This window comes from Arthrobacter sp. Ms25 (genome assembly GCF_059090365.1).
The window spans coordinates 62,611-77,938 of sequence record NZ_JBNHFP010000002.1 but is presented as its reverse complement, the minus strand read 5'-3'; the positions used below and the strand labels follow the sequence as shown (position 1 = coordinate 77,938).

14 protein-coding genes and 1 riboswitch are annotated in these 15,328 nt (G+C 66.1%); of the genes, 7 read left to right on the top strand and 7 right to left on the bottom strand.

Annotation, left to right across the window (positions count from 1 at the left end; translation table 11 throughout):
* Positions 1 to 83 precede the first annotated feature (83 nt).
* Together AC5RT8_RS05035 and AC5RT8_RS05030 are read right to left on the bottom strand one after the other, a co-directional pair.
* On the bottom strand, positions 84 to 713 hold the full coding sequence (locus AC5RT8_RS05035; RefSeq protein ID WP_494094616.1) for a M23 family metallopeptidase: 630 nt from the start codon (positions 711 to 713) through the stop codon (positions 84 to 86).
* Between the two features lie 138 nt (positions 714 to 851).
* A riboswitch (cyclic di-AMP (ydaO/yuaA leader) is annotated at positions 852 to 1,045 on the bottom strand.
* Positions 1,046 to 1,135: 90 nt separating this feature from the next.
* The gene (locus AC5RT8_RS05030) at positions 1,136 to 1,834 is read right to left on the bottom strand and encodes an iron-dependent transcriptional repressor DtxR (RefSeq protein WP_494094615.1); all 699 of its coding nucleotides are present in this window, start codon (positions 1,832 to 1,834) and stop codon (positions 1,136 to 1,138) included.
* Positions 1,835 to 2,048: 214 nt separating this feature from the next.
* Between AC5RT8_RS05030 and serC the strand changes: the two genes are divergently transcribed.
* Complete coding sequence (gene serC / locus AC5RT8_RS05025; protein WP_494094614.1) at positions 2,049 to 3,176, top strand: phosphoserine transaminase; 1,128 nt, start codon at positions 2,049 to 2,051, stop codon at positions 3,174 to 3,176.
* Between the two features lie 21 nt (positions 3,177 to 3,197).
* Here serC and AC5RT8_RS05020 read toward each other — a convergent pair whose 3' ends face one another.
* The 4 genes from AC5RT8_RS05020 to AC5RT8_RS05005 all read right to left on the bottom strand — a co-directional run bounded on the left by AC5RT8_RS05020 (position 3,198) and on the right by AC5RT8_RS05005 (position 6,125).
* The gene (locus AC5RT8_RS05020; protein WP_494094613.1) at positions 3,198 to 4,478 is read right to left on the bottom strand and encodes an MFS transporter; all 1,281 of its coding nucleotides are present in this window, start codon (positions 4,476 to 4,478) and stop codon (positions 3,198 to 3,200) included.
* 54 nt (positions 4,479 to 4,532) lie between these two features.
* Positions 4,533 to 5,090 (bottom strand): DUF3027 domain-containing protein, encoded by a 558-nt coding sequence (locus AC5RT8_RS05015; RefSeq protein ID WP_494094612.1) that lies wholly within the window; start codon positions 5,088 to 5,090, stop codon positions 4,533 to 4,535.
* Positions 5,091 to 5,132: 42 nt separating this feature from the next.
* On the bottom strand, positions 5,133 to 5,516 hold the full coding sequence (locus AC5RT8_RS05010; RefSeq protein ID WP_494094611.1) for a cold-shock protein: 384 nt from the start codon (positions 5,514 to 5,516) through the stop codon (positions 5,133 to 5,135).
* A 225-nt stretch (positions 5,517 to 5,741) separates the two neighbouring features.
* Entirely contained in the window at positions 5,742 to 6,125 is a 384-nt protein-coding gene (locus AC5RT8_RS05005; protein ID WP_494094610.1) for a VOC family protein, read from the bottom strand.
* 112 nt (positions 6,126 to 6,237) lie between these two features.
* Here AC5RT8_RS05005 and AC5RT8_RS05000 point away from each other — a divergent pair, with 112 nt between their 5' ends.
* The 6 genes from AC5RT8_RS05000 (at position 6,238) to AC5RT8_RS04975 (ending at position 13,391) form a co-directional block, all read left to right on the top strand.
* The gene (locus AC5RT8_RS05000) at positions 6,238 to 6,534 is read left to right on the top strand and encodes a hypothetical protein (protein WP_494094609.1); all 297 of its coding nucleotides are present in this window, start codon (positions 6,238 to 6,240) and stop codon (positions 6,532 to 6,534) included.
* A gap of 39 nt (positions 6,535 to 6,573) precedes the next feature.
* Positions 6,574 to 9,009: a helicase-associated domain-containing protein gene (locus tag AC5RT8_RS04995; RefSeq protein WP_494094608.1), complete on the top strand. Its 2,436-nt coding sequence runs from the start codon at positions 6,574 to 6,576 to the stop codon at positions 9,007 to 9,009.
* Positions 9,002 to 10,648: a DNA repair helicase XPB gene (locus AC5RT8_RS04990; RefSeq protein WP_494094607.1), complete on the top strand. Its 1,647-nt coding sequence runs from the start codon at positions 9,002 to 9,004 to the stop codon at positions 10,646 to 10,648. Before AC5RT8_RS04995 ends, AC5RT8_RS04990 begins: the two co-directional genes overlap by 8 nt.
* A gap of 83 nt (positions 10,649 to 10,731) precedes the next feature.
* The gene (locus AC5RT8_RS04985) at positions 10,732 to 11,445 is read left to right on the top strand and encodes a response regulator transcription factor (RefSeq protein ID WP_227913521.1); all 714 of its coding nucleotides are present in this window, start codon (positions 10,732 to 10,734) and stop codon (positions 11,443 to 11,445) included.
* A gap of 4 nt (positions 11,446 to 11,449) precedes the next feature.
* Complete coding sequence (locus AC5RT8_RS04980) at positions 11,450 to 12,916, top strand: sensor histidine kinase (protein WP_494094606.1); 1,467 nt, start codon at positions 11,450 to 11,452, stop codon at positions 12,914 to 12,916.
* A 184-nt stretch (positions 12,917 to 13,100) separates the two neighbouring features.
* Complete coding sequence (locus tag AC5RT8_RS04975; protein ID WP_494094605.1) at positions 13,101 to 13,391, top strand: WXG100 family type VII secretion target; 291 nt, start codon at positions 13,101 to 13,103, stop codon at positions 13,389 to 13,391.
* Between the two features lie 130 nt (positions 13,392 to 13,521).
* Here AC5RT8_RS04975 and groL read toward each other — a convergent pair whose 3' ends face one another.
* Entirely contained in the window at positions 13,522 to 15,159 is a 1,638-nt protein-coding gene (groL, locus tag AC5RT8_RS04970) for a chaperonin GroEL (RefSeq protein ID WP_494094604.1), read from the bottom strand.
* Between the last annotated feature and the right edge of the window lie 169 nt (positions 15,160 to 15,328).

Genomic DNA, 15,328 nt, shown 5'->3' with positions numbered 1-15,328 from the left:
CGAGCGTACAGCAACATTTGAGGTATGTCACGTTCCGATCACGAAATGATATTCAACCGGTTACGGACCTTTGATTTGGCGGGTTAGAGCCAATTCAAAGGGTCAACAACTTCGCCGTTAACCATGACTTCGAAATGCAGATGGCACCCGGTTGAAGAACCGGTGGTGCCGCTTGCCCCCACCAGGAATCCCCGGTCGATTTCGGCGCCGACGGTGACCGCAATGTTGGAAAGGTGGTTATACGTGGTTTCGACCCCGTTGCCGTGGTCAATCACTACGCGGTTTCCGCCGCCGTAGGGGTGCCAGCCGGCGAAGACCACGGTGCCCGATGCTGCAGCATTGACGGCGGTCCCGCAGGTGGCGGCGAAGTCCTGTCCGTTGTGCATCTCGCCGGCTTCTCCGGTGATGGGGCTGACGCGGTGCCCGAACCCGGAGGTCTGCACCAGCGAAGCGTCCAGCGGTGTGGACAGCGTGCCCTTGGCAGCAGCAGGAACCGCATGCGATCCCGCGGCGACCGTGATGGAGGCCAGCGCGGCGTCCGGGTCGTACTTGCTGCTCAGCCCGGTGCGGTCGAATCCGATGTCGGCATTCGGATCAGCGGAGACGGGTACATCGACAGCAACCGGCTCAAGCTGTACCGGATCATCGGCCGCTGCGTGCGTGGGCATGGCGGCGGTAAGGATCAGTCCGGAAGTTGCAGCGGTAATTGCCACTTTCTGGGCGGCACCGCCAACGGACACGGATTTGGTTTCGGCGCGCCGGCGGCCTGACGTGGAGGCGTTGCGGGGGCGCAGTGGCGCAGTGTGAGCAGGCGCGCGGCGCCGGCCCGAAGCAGCATGCTTCGACAAGTGTTTCCCTCTCATGGATCGCCTGCGAAGTTAGCTGTCGGATTCGAGTAGAGAAACTCGGCCTTTAGGAAATGCGGACATTACCTGCAACCGTGCAGGAAAGACCGACATCCCCGGAAGGCTTCACCCCAAGGCAGTGGAACTGCCGGATAATGGGTCCTCCGCCCCTGCCTGGACGAGTTTGGTGCTCCGGTCCGCTGGCAGGGCTCGGCGGACGGACCGGATAACGATGGTGTTTCAGCGTCGGGACTTACTATAGGTTAAATGTCACAAAAGTGACCATTCCGTTACCCAATAGTGGAAACAAAGACGTGCGCAGCCACTTCGGCAGGTAGTTCCAGGGCACCTTCGACCCCCGGAACCCGCACGGAAATATAACCGCCGACCACTTCGGCGGTGATCTGCGCCGCGGGCCGCAGCCCCGCTTCATCCAGCTGCGACAGCAGTTCGGGTTCAACCTGGATGGGTTCCGCGAGCCGGACCAGCCGGAGCTTCGCCCCTGCCCCGGTGGCAGCTACGGCGGACACCAGGTCCACGACGCCGTCGTGGTCGGCTTCTGCGGCCACTCCGCCGATTCCTTCGAGGCCCGGGATCGGATTGCCGTACGGCGATTCCGTCGGGTGGCCCAGCAACTCGTAGAGCCGCCGTTCCACGCGTTCGCTCATCACGTGTTCCCATCGGCAGGCTTCGTCGTGAACATAGGCCCAGTCGAGCCCGATCACGTCAGAAAGGAGCCTTTCGGCGAGCCGGTGCTTGCGCATGACCTCGGTGGCCCGGCGGCGTCCCAGTTCCGTCAGCTCCAGCCGCCGGGTGCCGGCAACCACCACCAGTCCGTCGCGTTCCATCCGCCCGATGGTCTGGGACACAGTGGGCCCGGAGTGGCGCAGCCGTTCGGCAATGCGCGCACGCAGGGCAACAATGTTCTCTTCTTCCAATTCCAGGATGGTCCTGAGGTACATCTCAGTGGTGTCAATGAGATCCGTCATGACGGGCCGCTCCTAGTAAGGGAGAAAGAAGGGCAACACGCCGCTGCCCGGGGATACGCCAACACGTTAGCCTATCCGCCGGACCCCCGGATAATTGCGCGGCGCCCTTCACAGGCGTTCGTGGTGCGGGTCATATATCCCCGCTGCCCGTGCAGGTGCGGCAGAATGGAAGAGCATATCCGCCACCTACGAAACACGCTTGGAGCGTTCCCTCATGGGCGATACAGCCGCACTGAAAATTCCCGCTGGACTCCTTCCCAAGGACGGCCGTTTTGGTGCCGGTCCGTCCAAGGTCCGCCCGGAACAGATGGCGGCACTTGCCGGTGCCGGCGCCCACCTCCTGGGCACGTCCCACCGGCAGGCTCCGGTACGGGACCTGGTGGGCAGTGTTCGCCGGGGCCTGACGGATTTGTTCTCCGCACCCGAGGGCTACGAGGTGGTGCTGGGTGTGGGCGGTTCCACCGCTTTCTGGGACATTGCGGCCTTCGGGCTGGTGGAGGAAAAGGCCCAGCACCTGTCCTTCGGTGAATTCGGTTCCAAGTTCGCAGCGGCAACCAACAAGGCACCGTTCCTTTCGGCCTCGAGCATCATTAAGGCCGAGCCCGGTACCCGTCCGGAGCCGGCGGCGGAGAACGGCGTGGACGTCTACGCCTGGCCGCAGAACGAAACGTCCACGGGCGTGGCCGCTCCGGTGCGCCGCGTGGAAGGCGCCGACGACGGTTCCCTCGTCCTGATCGATGCCACCTCCGCGGCGGGCGGCCTGGACGTGGACCTGGCCCAGTCCGATGTCTACTACTTCGCCCCGCAGAAGAACTTCGCCTCCGACGGCGGTCTGTGGCTGGGCATGTTCTCCCCGGCTGCCTTGGAACGGGCTGCACGGATCAATGCCGGGGACCGCTGGATCCCGGATTTCCTCAACCTCCAGACCGCGATCGACAACTCCCGCCTGAACCAGACCTACAACACGCCGTCGTTGTCCACGCTGGTGACCCTGAACGCGCAGATCGAATGGATGAACGCCAACGGCGGGCTTCCCTTCGCCACGGGCCGCACGGCCGACTCGGCAGGGCGGATTTATGCCTGGGCGGAGAAGTCGTCCGTGGCCAGTCCGTTTGTGGCACGAACGGAGGACCGGTCAAACGTCATTGCCACCATCGACTTCGATGAGGGCATCGATGCTTCGGCCATCGCCAAGACGCTGCGCGCCAACGGCGTGGTGGATGTTGAGCCGTACCGCAAGCTGGGCCGCAACCAGCTGCGCATAGCCACCTTCGTGTCCATCGAGCCCGACGACGTGAGCGCCCTGCTGGAGTGCATTGACTACGTGATTGCCAACTCCTGATCCCCGCGGGCAGGACCCGGACTAGGCGTTGTCCGGGTCCTGCTGCTTTTCCGTGGCGTCCGTAGTCATGCTGAGCCGGCGCGGCAGGCTGCGGTCATAGTGGAAACGCATGCCGTAGGTCCGCCAGGCCCAGACGAAGCCGATGGCGGCGGCCACCAGGCCCGAGGCTGCGGCAACCCCGAGGCTCCAGCGAGGGCCGAAGGAGTTCGACACCCATCCCACCACCGGCGCCCCCAAGGGCGTTCCACCCATGAAGATGGCGAAATACAGCGCCATCACCCGTCCGCGCATGACCTGGGCGGTGGTGGTCTGCACATAGGCGTTGGCGCTGGTCATCAGGGTCAGCGCAAAGAGGCCGACGGGGATCAGCGACAGGGCGAACAGGACCAGGGTGGGGGCTGCTGCGGACAGGATGCAGGCCACACCGAAGGCCCCGGCGGCGCCGAAAACAAACCGCAGGCGCGGCCGGTCACGCCGCGCGGAGAGCAGGGCACCGGCAACCGACCCGATCGCCATGACCGAATTGAGGACGCCGAAGATGCCCGCGTCCCGGCCGAACTCCGTACGTGCCATGGCTGCTATGTAGATGGCGAAGTTCATGCCGAAAGTGCCAACGATGAAGATGGCCAGCATCACCATGATCAGGTCGGGCCGGTGGCGCACATACGCAAGCCCCGCCCTGATGCGGCCTTTCCCCGGAGGCGCCTTGGGCAGGATCCGCAGCTCGCCGGCACGCATCTTCAGCAGGGCAATCACCATCGCCCCGAACGTGACGGCGTTGAGCACGAAGACCAGGCCCGGTCCCACGGCCACGGTCAGGAGGCCGGCGACGGCGGGGCCGACCATGCGTGCTCCGTTGAAGGAGGCACTGTTGAGGGCGACGGCGTTGGGCAGGTCCCGTTCGGAGACCACCTCGGAGACAAAGGCCTGGCGCGCCGGCCCGTCCACCGCGGACACTACGCCCAGCGCGAGCGCGAAGGCGTAGACGTGCCACAGCTCGGCGTGCCCGGACAGGACCAGTAGGCCCAGGGCGAGGCCCAGCGCACCCATGCTGATCTGGGTCAGGAGGAGGACCTTGCGCCGGTTGTAGGTATCGGCGATCAGGCCGGACCACGGGGCCAGGAGCAGCTGCGGCCCCAGTTGGAGCGCCATGACAACACCCATGGCTGCCGCGTCCTGGTCCGTCAGGATGTCGTAGACCAGCCAGTCCTGCGCCGTGCGCTGCATCCAGGTGCCGATATTCGACACGAGGGCACCGAGGAACCAGATGCGGTAGTTGAAAATGCGAAGGGAACGGAACATCAGTTCAACGCCCCCTTGGGGATAGTGAACCCTGTTGCCGCAACCGTCACGGGATTATTCGTCCTCCTCGGCTTCCGTCGCGCCGGCATGCTGCCCGCCGGACCGGTCCTGATCCGTTTGTTCCTGGTCCGTCCGGCTATCGCCGGCCCCATCCTGGCCGCCCTGGTCCTGGGCGCTCCGGTCCTGGTCTGCCTGCTCCTGGGCAGCGCGCTCCTGGGCCTGCAGTTCCTGTTCGGCCGCGATGTCCTCAGGACGCAGCCGGTCCGACCAGGGCACCCATTCCGGCGCCAGCAGCGCCTCGTTGGAGGGAAGCAGCCCCACCTCGCTGACCGTCACCTTCTTGCTTCGAGGTGCCCGGGCCACCGTGACGTACCAATACCATCCGCGGTAACCGGGGCGGAGGGAGGTGAAACGGTGCGTCACGAGCCGGTCGGCGTCTGCAACTGCGCCGAGGTAGTTGCCGATCTCATCCTCGGACGCCACTTCGAGCAGGCCGGCGCGGGCCTCGGCAGCGGCGTCCGCGAGGACGGCGTCGGGCTTTCCCGGCCGCCGGGGGGCACGCTTGCGCGCAGCCGGAGCAGCGTTTTCCGGGACGGACCCGGATTCAGGCATAGGGGGTGTTAGCGGTGTCATAGTCACTTCAGCGCACGAACCTTACATATCCAGATCGTCGGCGACGGCCCGCAGGACGGCAGCCACCTTGGCCGCGTGTTTCTTGTCCGGGTAACGGCCCCGCCGCAGCCCATTGGAAATCGCGTCCAGCAGCTTGATCAGGTCTTCAGTGATCACGGCCATGTCCTCGGCATCCTTGCGGGTTGCCTTGGCAACCGACGGCGGAGCCTCGAGGATGCGGGCGGAAAGGGCCTGCGGTCCCCGGCGGCCGTCAGCGACACCGAACTCCATGCGGGTACCGGGCTTGACCTCGGTGACCCCTGCAGGCAGGGCAGAAGCGTGCAGGAATACTTCCTGCCCCTCGTCCGTGGCGAGAAACCCAAAACCCTTACCAGTGTCGAACCATTTGACCTTGCCGATGGGCACTTCGATTACCTCGTTCTTAGTTTAATTGCAGCAGGACACCTGCTGCAGGAGTGGTCGTGACCCGCGTTGGCCCGCCAGGCCCGAAGCGGCGCCGGAGTACCTGCAGAGATACTACGGGGAAGTCTGTTCCCTTTAGAATATCCCGACTAGGGATTGGGACACCCGTGGTCTACAAACCGATCCGGGAGAACACCCCCGGACTCCAGGTTGAAGGGATCGTAGCGGTCAAGAACTGCTGCGGGCTCTATCCGTCCAGATGCCGAAGGACACCCCGCAGGGATCCTGGAACGTTGCGAACCAGCGGTCATCGCCGCCGAGGTCGGTTCTGCTTCGCTCGACGTGGCCGCCGAGCTCCCGGACTCGTGAGAGGAAGCCTTCGAGGTCGTCGGTTTCGAAATAGACCCGGGTTCCGGCCGTAGGCACTGTTCCTTCGGTCGCACGCTGCAGACCGCCGATGCCGGACCCGCCGCTTCTGATAATCCAGTAGCCCGCGTCGAGCTCGGAATCCTCGAACGCGGGAGCGAACACCCAACCGAAGAGCCCGCCATGGAACGACATGAATTTCTCGGGCGCCGCGGTCTCGACCTCCCACCAGACGATGTTCATCATGGGGGCATGCTAGCCGAGAGCCTGTGGCCCTGGTGCCGGGGCCGTCGACGGCCGGGGCCACCCATGAGGGTCCCCTTTGTCCCGCGGTTTCGCGCTGTTAGCGTTAAGGACCATGAGCAACACCCCACCGGAGCAGCTCCGGGCCTCCGAGGTAGCCGCGGCGCGGCAGGTGCCCCAGGCGCCGTCCCTGCCGGCGCGCCGGTCTCCGCTGCGTCGGACCGCTGCCGCCCTTGCGGCGGTGCTGGCACTGTTCGGCCTGGGAACGCTTGCGGCGGTGCTGCTTCTTTCCCTCGGGGGCCAGGCAGTTGCACCGTGGCTGGTGGCAGCGTCCTTCTACGCACTGCCCCTCGCGTTCCTTTTGATGGCCGGCCTGATGATCGACGGAATCAGGCGCCGGCGCCTGAACTGATCGGTCCGTTTTCCGCCTCACTCGGGTAACGTGGTCTTGATGTCCGCGATTCGAGCTTTGGCCGAAGATCTCGCCGCACGCAGTGACGAACAACTGCGTGAATTGCTTACTGCCAGGCCGGACCTGGCGCTGCCGCCCGTCCCGGATTTCCAGGCCCTGGCCGCCCGTGCCTCCACCCGGGTCAGTGTCCAGCGGATCCTCGAAAAACTGACCGCTCCGGAGCTGCAGGTTCTGGAAACGGTGGACCTGACCACCAACGAGGATTCCCAGCTCAGCACCACTGCCTCCTGGCTGAAAGCCGCTATCGCCGGCTCAACCATCAAGTCCCTCGACGCGATCCTGGGGCGCCTGCATTCCCTGGCCCTGCTCCGGCGCGCCAAACCCCACCCCGGAGCACCGAAGGCCGATGCGTCCCGCCGGTTCTACCTCCCGGTCTCCGTCCTCGGCGAGGCACTGGGTGCCTACCCCGCGGGGCTTGGCCGGCCCTACTCCACCCTGGCGGCCCAGCACCCGGAGTTCGGGCAGCGCCTGGTCGGCATTGTCGACGGACTGCGGGGCAGCGGACTGCCGGTGGAGAAGGCTGACACCCCGGGCACCGCCGCGCATTCCCTGCATCATTTGGTATCCGACCCTGCAGGTTGGGCCGCGCTCATGGATGGAGCTCCACCCCAGACGGCCGAGCTGCTGCGCCGGTTCAAATACTCCCCGGTGGGCACCATCCCCAAGAAAGCCGCGTTGGGACGGGCTGTCCTGGACAACCCCTCTCCCACCCCGGTGGAATGGCTGGTGGCCCGCGGGCTCCTGGTCCCCCTGGACGCGCTCCATGTGGAACTCCCCCGGCCCGTCGGCCAGGCTTCCCGGGGCCACGTCATTGTCGCCGACTTCCAACTGGACGCTCCCCGGCCCGTGCCCCGCCGGGTTGCCCGCAGCCTCCGGGACAACGCTGCCTTCGGTGCCGTAGCTGAAACCCTCCGGCTGGTGACGGAACTGGTGGCCCTTGCCGGCGACAACCCCGTTGGGACGCTCCGCTCCGGAGGCGTGGGCGTACGCGAGGTGCGGCGCCTCTCGGAATCCCTGCGGCTGGACGGCGGAACTACATCCTGGCTGCTGGAACTGGCGGCCATTGCCGGGCTGATCACCCTGGATGCAGCAACCTCACGCTGGGGAGCCACGGAGGGAAGCTGGCTTACCCAGAACCGCGAAGAGCAGTGGCGCCGGCTGGTGGAAGCCTGGCTGGCCGCGGACCGGGCACCGTCCCTGGTGGGCGCGCCCCTGCCCGCCGGCGGGGCAGTAAATGCGCTGGCAGCCGAAGTTTCCCGCCCGGACGCCCCCGTTGTCCGCCGCCGGGCCCTGGAAATGCTTGCCGCGCTATCCGACGTCGAGAGTGCGGGCGAGGACGAAACGGTCGCCGCCTTCGAAACCGAGGACCTGATCAGCGCCCTGACCTGGCACCAGCCGCGGCTGCAGCGGCGCTTTGCCCGCCTGGTTCCGGGCATCCTGAAGGAAGCTGCACAGCTGGGCCTGCTGGGTTCCGGCGCGTTGACCGTCCTGGGTTCGGCCGTCGCCGGCAGCGACTATTCCCGTGCCGCCTCTCTCCTGCGGGACGCCCTGCCGGCACCGTTGAACTCCTTCCTGCTCCAGGCCGACCTCACCGCGGTGGCGCCCGGCTACCTGGAACCGGACGTCGCCCGCGAACTTGCACTGGTGGCCACGGCGGAAGGCCAGGGGCCCGCAACGATCTACCGGTTCTCGGCCGACTCCGTGCGGCGGGCACTGGATGAAGGGCTCGACGCCGACGGCATCCTGGCCTTCCTGCAGCGGCATTCGGCAACAGAGGTTCCCCAGCCGCTGCGCTACCTGGTGGAGGACACTGCGGCCCGGTACGGCCGGCTGCGGGTCGGAGCTGCCGGCTCGTATCTGCGCAGCGACGACGAAGCAGGGCTGAACGCCCTGCTGGCGGATCCGCGGACCGCGTCCCTGGGACTGGTGCGGCTTGCCCCGACGGTTGTCGCAGCCAGCGTGCCCGCCAAGGAACTCACCTTCTCCCTTCGGGAGCTGGGCTATCCCCCGGCGCTCGAGGGCCCGGCCCGCAAACCTGTCGGGTCCCACCGGATGGTTCCGGTGCCGGCACCGTCTTCCTCCCCGACCCGGCTGAACCCGTGGGAGCTCACGGAGGAGGACATGGACCGGCAGCTTGCCGCCCTGCGCGGCGGCGGACCGGTCCCGCATGCCGGCGGTGAAAGCCAGTCCCTGGTCAGCCTGGAAACCCTGCGCAAGGCGATCCGGACCCGGAGTTCGGTCCGGATGGGCGTAGTCGATGCACAGGGGAATCAGCGGCAGGAGATTTTCGTTCCCCTGTCAGTGAGTGACGGCAGGGTCCGGGTCTATGACCCGCGCCGCGACGTCGAACGCACAGTGTCAGTACATCGGATTATGGACGTGGAAATAGTGGAGGGTACCCCGGCGCATGGTTGACGGACCGTTGATTGTCCAGAGCGATAAGACGATTCTCCTGGAGGTCGATCATGAACAGGCAACTGAAGCCCGCCACGCCATAGCGGCGTTTGCCGAACTCGAGCGCGCCCCCGAACACATCCACAGTTACCGACTGACTCCGCTGGGCCTGTGGAATGCGCGCGCCGCGGGACTCGACGCCGAACAGGTCCTGAACACACTGCTCACCTATTCCCGGTTCCCGGTGCCGCATTCCCTGTTGATCGATATCGAAGAAACCATGTCCCGGTATGGCCGGCTGCGGTTGGAGAAGGATCCCCAGCACGGACTGGTGCTGCGCACCACCGACTACCCGGTGCTGGAAGAAGTGCTGCACGCGAAGAAGATCCAGCCGCTGCTCGGCCCGCGGATCGACGGCGAGACCGTGGTGGTGCAGTCGGCCATGCGCGGACAGCTCAAGCAGCTGCTGCTCAAGCTCGGCTGGCCCGCCGAGGACCTGGCCGGGTATGTGGACGGCACGCCGCACCCCATCCTGCTCGAGGAAGACGGCTGGGCGCTGCGCCCGTACCAGAAGCTCGCGACCGAAAACTTCTGGGCCGGCGGTTCCGGCGTGGTGGTGCTCCCCTGCGGCGCCGGAAAAACCCTGGTGGGTGCTGCGGCCATGGCCACCAGTTCCACCACCACCCTGATCCTGGTCACCAATACCGTCTCCGCCCGGCAGTGGAAGGACGAACTGCTGAAGCGCACCTCGTTGACGGAGGACGAGATCGGCGAATACTCCGGCGCGGTAAAGGAAGTCCGCCCGGTCACCATCGCCACCTACCAGGTCCTCACGCTCAAGCGCGGCGGCCTGTATCCGCACCTGGAGCTGCTGGACGCCAATGACTGGGGCCTGATCATCTATGACGAGGTGCACCTGCTGCCCGCACCGATTTTCCGAATGACCGCGGACCTGCAGGCCCGCCGCCGGCTCGGCCTGACCGCCACCCTGGTCCGCGAGGACGGACGCGAGGGTGAAGTCTTTTCCCTGATCGGACCCAAACGCTACGACGCGCCGTGGAAGGATATCGAGGCACAGGGCTATATTGCCCCGGCAGAGTGCATCGAGGTCCGGGTGGACCTGCCCCGGGATGAACGGGTGGCCTACGCCATGGCCGAAGACGCGGACAAGTACCGGCTGTGCTCGACGTCGGAAACCAAGACCGGCGTCGTCGAACAGTTGGTGAAACGGCACGCCGGCGAGCAGACCCTGGTGATCGGACAGTACCTGGACCAGCTGGATGAACTGGCCGAACGGCTCGACGCTCCCGTGATCAAGGGCGACACCTCGGTGAAGGAACGCCAGCGGCTCTTCGGCGAATTCCGGGAAGGTGCCCTCAGCACCCTGGTGGTCTCCAAGGTCGCGAACTTCTCCATCGACCTGCCCGAGGCGTCCGTGGCCATCCAGGTCTCCGGTTCCTTCGGGTCCCGGCAGGAAGAAGCCCAGCGGCTCGGCCGGCTGCTGCGCCCGAAGGCGGACGGCAAGGCCGCGCACTTCTACACCGTGGTGTCGCGTGACACCCTGGACCAGGACTTCGCCGCCAAGCGGCAGCGGTTCCTCGCGGAGCAGGGCTACGCCTATTCCATCCTGGATGCCGCGGACATCGAAAAGCCGGTGTAGCGTCATTGGGCTCACCGGCTGTTTCCAGAAACCACTCCGGTTGCCTACAGACAACGTCCAGCTAAATGTAAGAAACTGGGCGGGTGAACAAATCGTCTGCACCCGAAGCACGCCTCCTTGTTGTCGATGATGAACCCAACATCCGCGAACTGCTGTCCACGTCGCTGCGGTTCGCAGGGTTCGACGTCGTCGCCGCCGCCAACGGCCGTGAAGCCCTCGCCGCCGTCGACTCCCACAACCCCGACCTCGCGGTCCTGGACGTGATGCTGCCTGACATGGACGGCTTCACGCTCACGCGCCGCCTGCGCGCCGCAGGGCAGCACTTCCCCGTGGTGTTCCTGACCGCCCGCGACGACACCGAGGACAAGGTCACCGGACTGACCGTCGGCGGGGATGACTACGTCACCAAACCCTTCAGCCTCGATGAGGTGGTGGCGCGTATCCGCGCCGTGCTGCGCCGCACCCAGCCGCTCGAGGACGACGACGCCGTCATCCGCGTGGACGACCTGGAGCTCGACGACGACGCGCACGAGGTGCGCCGCGGCGGGGTCACCATTGACCTGTCCCCTACCGAGTTCAAGCTGCTGCGCTACCTGATGCTTAACCCCAACCGCGTGCTGTCCAAGGCACAGATCCTGGACCACGTCTGGGAGTACGACTTCAACGGCGACGCCTCCATCGTGGAGTCCTACATTTCCTACCTGCGGCGCAAGATCGACCGCAGCCCGGATGCGCCGGCACTGATCCAGACCAAGCGCGGCGTGGGCTACCTCCTGCGGTCCTCGGAGAAGCGCTAGGACCTTGGTACGCCGCTGGAAATCCGCTTCCCTGCGGTCGCAGCTGGTCGCCATCATGGCGGTGCTGATGGTGGTCACGGTGACCATCACGGGTATTGCCACGATCACCCTGCTGCGCCAGATCCTGGTGGACCGGCTGGACGCTGACATTGATGCAAACGCTTCCAAGGTTTCGCGTTACCTGCTTGTCAACGAGCCGAGCACCGACGCGTCCCTGTTCCGCTATTACGGGCTCTACCTGAACGAAGACGGCAGCCACGGTCCGGCCACCCATTCGGAATCCGCCGCCGACATTCCCGATCTGAAGAACTACACCGCGGACCAGGTGGCCGCCATGGACACCGAGGGCTTCGATGTCCGCGGCACGTCCCCGACGTCCAAAGGCTGGCGGGTGCGGATCTACGACTTCCAGAACCTTCCCGGTTCGGTTGCCGTGGCCATCCCCCTGGACTCGGTTGCGGCGACGGTGGATGAGGCGGCGTCACTCGTGTTTTCCGTCGGGCTGCTCGGCACTCTCGGCGCCACCGGCATCGCCTACTGGGCGGTCACCCGGCAGTTCCGCCCCCTGAGCCAGGTGGAGAAGACCGCGGCAGCCATTGCCGCCGGCGATCTGTCCCGCCGCGTGGAGGTCGGCAACCCGGCCACCGAAATCGGCCGGCTGTCCCGGTCCCTCAATGCCATGCTTGCCCATATCGAAACCGCGTTCGCGGCGCGTACGCAGTCCGAACGCAAGATGCGCCGCTTCGTGCAGGATGCCTCCCACGAGCTGAGGACCCCGCTGGTGACCATCCGCGGATTCTCCGAACTGTACCGGCACGGCGCACTCCAGAAACCCGAAGAGATCTCCGCGGCCATGGGCCGGATTGAGAGCGAGGCCAAACGCATGGGGCAGCTGGTCGAGGACCTGCTGACCCTGGCCCGGGTGGATGAGCAGCGGCCGCTGGAATACGAACCTGTGGACCTGATGATCCTTGGCAACGACGCCGCCCTGGACGCCCGTGCCAGCGCCCCGGACCGGGAGATTCGGGTGGTGGGGCTGGACGGCCATGCACCGCAGAGCGCCCCCACCATGGGGGACGAGGCCCGCCTGCGCCAGGTCGTGGCCAACCTGATGACGAACGCGCTGCGCTACACCCCGGCAGGATCGCCCATCGAAGTGGCGGTGGGGGTTGCCCCCGTCATCCACGACCGGATGGACGCCGTGCTTGAGGTGCGCGACCACGGCCCCGGGATTTCGGAGGACGACGCCGCCCGGGTCTTCGAGCGCTTCTACCGCGCCGATTCCTCCCGCTACCGGGAAACCGGCGGTACGGGCCTCGGGCTGGCCATCGTGGCCGCCCTGGTGGCCCAGCATGACGGAACAGTGCGGCTGGCCGAGACGGAGGGCGGCGGTGCCACTCTGGCCATCCGGCTGCCCTACCACGCCCCGGAGCAGTTCCCCGAGCACCCGGACGACGCCGACAGCCGCTGACGGCCCTGCCCGCTCCGGCAACGCCACAGCAGACGGCGGCCCAGGGCATGCCGTCCTCCACAGCCCGCTGCCGCCGCAGCGGACTGCTGCGGCTGCCCACATCCCTTCCTCCTCGCGGCGCGGACGGTTTCACGGACCGCCTAGCCTGCCGGTACCGGATCCAACCCGCCACCAGGAGGACAACATGCCGTTATTTGCCGTGGACAGTGAAGCACTGGCCGCCAAGAGTGCCGAAGTACAGGGAACCATTGAGCGCCTGCGGGCGGACGTCAACGGAATGCAGGCCGGGCTGGCCTCGCTGAGCGAAATCTGGCGGGGATCGGCTTCGGCCAACTTCCAGAGCCTCGTCACCGATTGGCGGGCCACGCAGGCCCGCGTGGAGGAATCCCTGGACAGCATCAACCAGGCCCTGGCCTTCGCCTCCGCACAGTATGCCGAAACGGAGGCCGCCAACACCTCGCTTTTTATGCACTGACGCCGTACCGGCCGGCGGCGACGCCCAGGCTGGCACGGTGGTCCCTGCGGCCGATACAGGGTTAAACGACCAGGCGCGGCACCCGGACCGGGTGCCGCGCCTGGTTACTCAGACAGGAACTGCTGGAGGCTTAGAAGCCGCCCATGCCGCCCATGCCGGCCATCTCGTCAGCGCCGCCCATGGCGGGAGCTGCCTTCTCCGGCTTGTCCGCAACTACCGCTTCGGTGGTCAGGAACAGACCGGCGATGGAGGCTGCGTTCTGCAGGGCAGAACGGGTTACCTTTACCGGGTCGTTGACGCCGGCTGCCAGCAGGTCTTCGTACTCGCCGGTGGCGGCGTTCAGGCCGAAGCCTTCCGGCAGGCCGCGGACCTTGTCCACCACAACGCCCGGCTCCATGCCGGCGTTGAAGGCGATCTGCTTCAGCGGAGCGTCGATGGCAACGCGGACGATGTTCGCGCCCGTTGCTTCGTCGCCCTCGAGGGACAGGTTGGCGAAGGCCTTGAGGCCGGCCTGGATCAGGGCCACGCCGCCGCCGGCGACGATGCCCTCTTCCACGGCAGCCTTGGCGTTGCGGACAGCGTCCTCAATGCGGTGCTTGCGTTCCTTCAGCTCAACCTCGGTTGCCGCACCGGCCTTGATGACTGCGACGCCGCCGGCCAGCTTGGCCAGGCGTTCCTGCAGCTTCTCGCGGTCGTAGTCCGAATCGGAGTTTTCGATTTCGGCGCGGATCTGGTTGACGCGGCCGGCGATTTCTTCAGCGTCGCCTGCGCCTTCCACGATGGTGGTCTCATCCTTGGTGACGACAACCTTGCGGGCCTTGCCCAGCAGGTCCAGCGTGGCGTTCTCCAGCTTCAGGCCAACTTCTTCGGCGATGACCTGGCCACCGGTGAGGATGGCGATGTCGGCCAGCTGGGCCTTGCGACGGTCGCCGAAGCCCGGTGCCTTGACGGCTACGGACTTGAAGGTGCCGCGGATCTTGTTGACCACCAGGGTCGCCAGGGCTTCGCCCTCAACGTCTTCGGCGATGATCAGCAGCGGCTTGCCGGACTGCATGACCTTCTCGAGGACGGCAACGAGGTCCTTGACGTTGGAGATCTTCGAGTTGACGATCAGGATGTACGGATCCTCGAGGACCGTTTCCTGGCGCTCGGCGTCGGTGACGAAGTAACCGGAGATGTAGCCCTTGTCGAAGCGCATGCCTTCGGTAAGTTCCAGTTCCAGGCCGAAGGTGTTGGACTCCTCGACCGTGATGACGCCTTCCTTGCCGACCTTGTCCAGTGCTTCGGCGATCAGGTCGCCGATCTGCTGGTCACCGGCGGAGATGGAAGCCGTAGCAGCGATCTGCTCCTTGGTTTCGATCTCCTTGGCGGAAGCAAGCAGTTCGGCGGTAACGGCGGCGACAGCCTTCTCGATGCCGCGCTTCAGGCTCAGTGGGTCGGCGCCGGCGGCAACGTTGCGCAGGCCTTCCTTGACCAGTGCCTGGGCGAGGACGGTTGCCGTGGTGGTACCGTCACCGGCAACATCGTCAGTCTTCTTGGCAACTTCCTTGACCAGCTCGGCGCCGATCTTCTCGTAGGGATCGTCCAGCTCGATCTCCTTGGCGATGGAAACACCGTCATTGGTGATCGTGGGGGCGCCCCACTTCTTTTCGAGGACCACGTTGCGGCCACGCGGGCCGAGGGTCACCTTGACGGCGTCGGCGAGGGTGTTCAGCCCGCGCTCGAGGCCGCGGCGTGCCTCTTCTTCAAATGCAATGATCTTGGCCATAACGGCTATCGTCCTTCCGGAACAGTCATGCTTGGAGCAAAATGTTGCAGTCCTGGCTGGAGTGCCCGCGACGGACGGACCGGCTCGCGCGATCTCTTTACGCGCTTCCCGTTCCTCACCCCAGTGGGTTTGCTGGTTCACTCAACACCGTCGGACATTTAGCAGTCAT

What these genes read in the sequence shown, in the direction of transcription:
- AC5RT8_RS05030 (WP_494094615.1), bottom strand. Translation starts at nt 1,834, where the DNA reads ATGACGGATCTCATTGACACCACTGAGATGTACCTCAGGACCATCCTG.
- serC (WP_494094614.1), top strand. Translation starts at nt 2,049, where the DNA reads ATGGGCGATACAGCCGCACTGAAAATTCCCGCTGGACTCCTTCCCAAG.
- AC5RT8_RS05020 (WP_494094613.1), bottom strand. Translation starts at nt 4,478, where the DNA reads ATGTTCCGTTCCCTTCGCATTTTCAACTACCGCATCTGGTTCCTCGGT.
- AC5RT8_RS05015 (WP_494094612.1), bottom strand. Translation starts at nt 5,090, where the DNA reads ATGCCTGAATCCGGGTCCGTCCCGGAAAACGCTGCTCCGGCTGCGCGC.
- AC5RT8_RS05005 (WP_494094610.1), bottom strand. Translation starts at nt 6,125, where the DNA reads ATGATGAACATCGTCTGGTGGGAGGTCGAGACCGCGGCGCCCGAGAAA.
- AC5RT8_RS05000 (WP_494094609.1), top strand. Translation starts at nt 6,238, where the DNA reads ATGAGCAACACCCCACCGGAGCAGCTCCGGGCCTCCGAGGTAGCCGCG.
- AC5RT8_RS04995 (WP_494094608.1), top strand. Translation starts at nt 6,574, where the DNA reads ATGTCCGCGATTCGAGCTTTGGCCGAAGATCTCGCCGCACGCAGTGAC.
- AC5RT8_RS04990 (WP_494094607.1), top strand. Translation starts at nt 9,002, where the DNA reads ATGGTTGACGGACCGTTGATTGTCCAGAGCGATAAGACGATTCTCCTG.
- AC5RT8_RS04975 (WP_494094605.1), top strand. Translation starts at nt 13,101, where the DNA reads ATGCCGTTATTTGCCGTGGACAGTGAAGCACTGGCCGCCAAGAGTGCC.
- groL (WP_494094604.1), bottom strand. Translation starts at nt 15,159, where the DNA reads ATGGCCAAGATCATTGCATTTGAAGAAGAGGCACGCCGCGGCCTCGAG.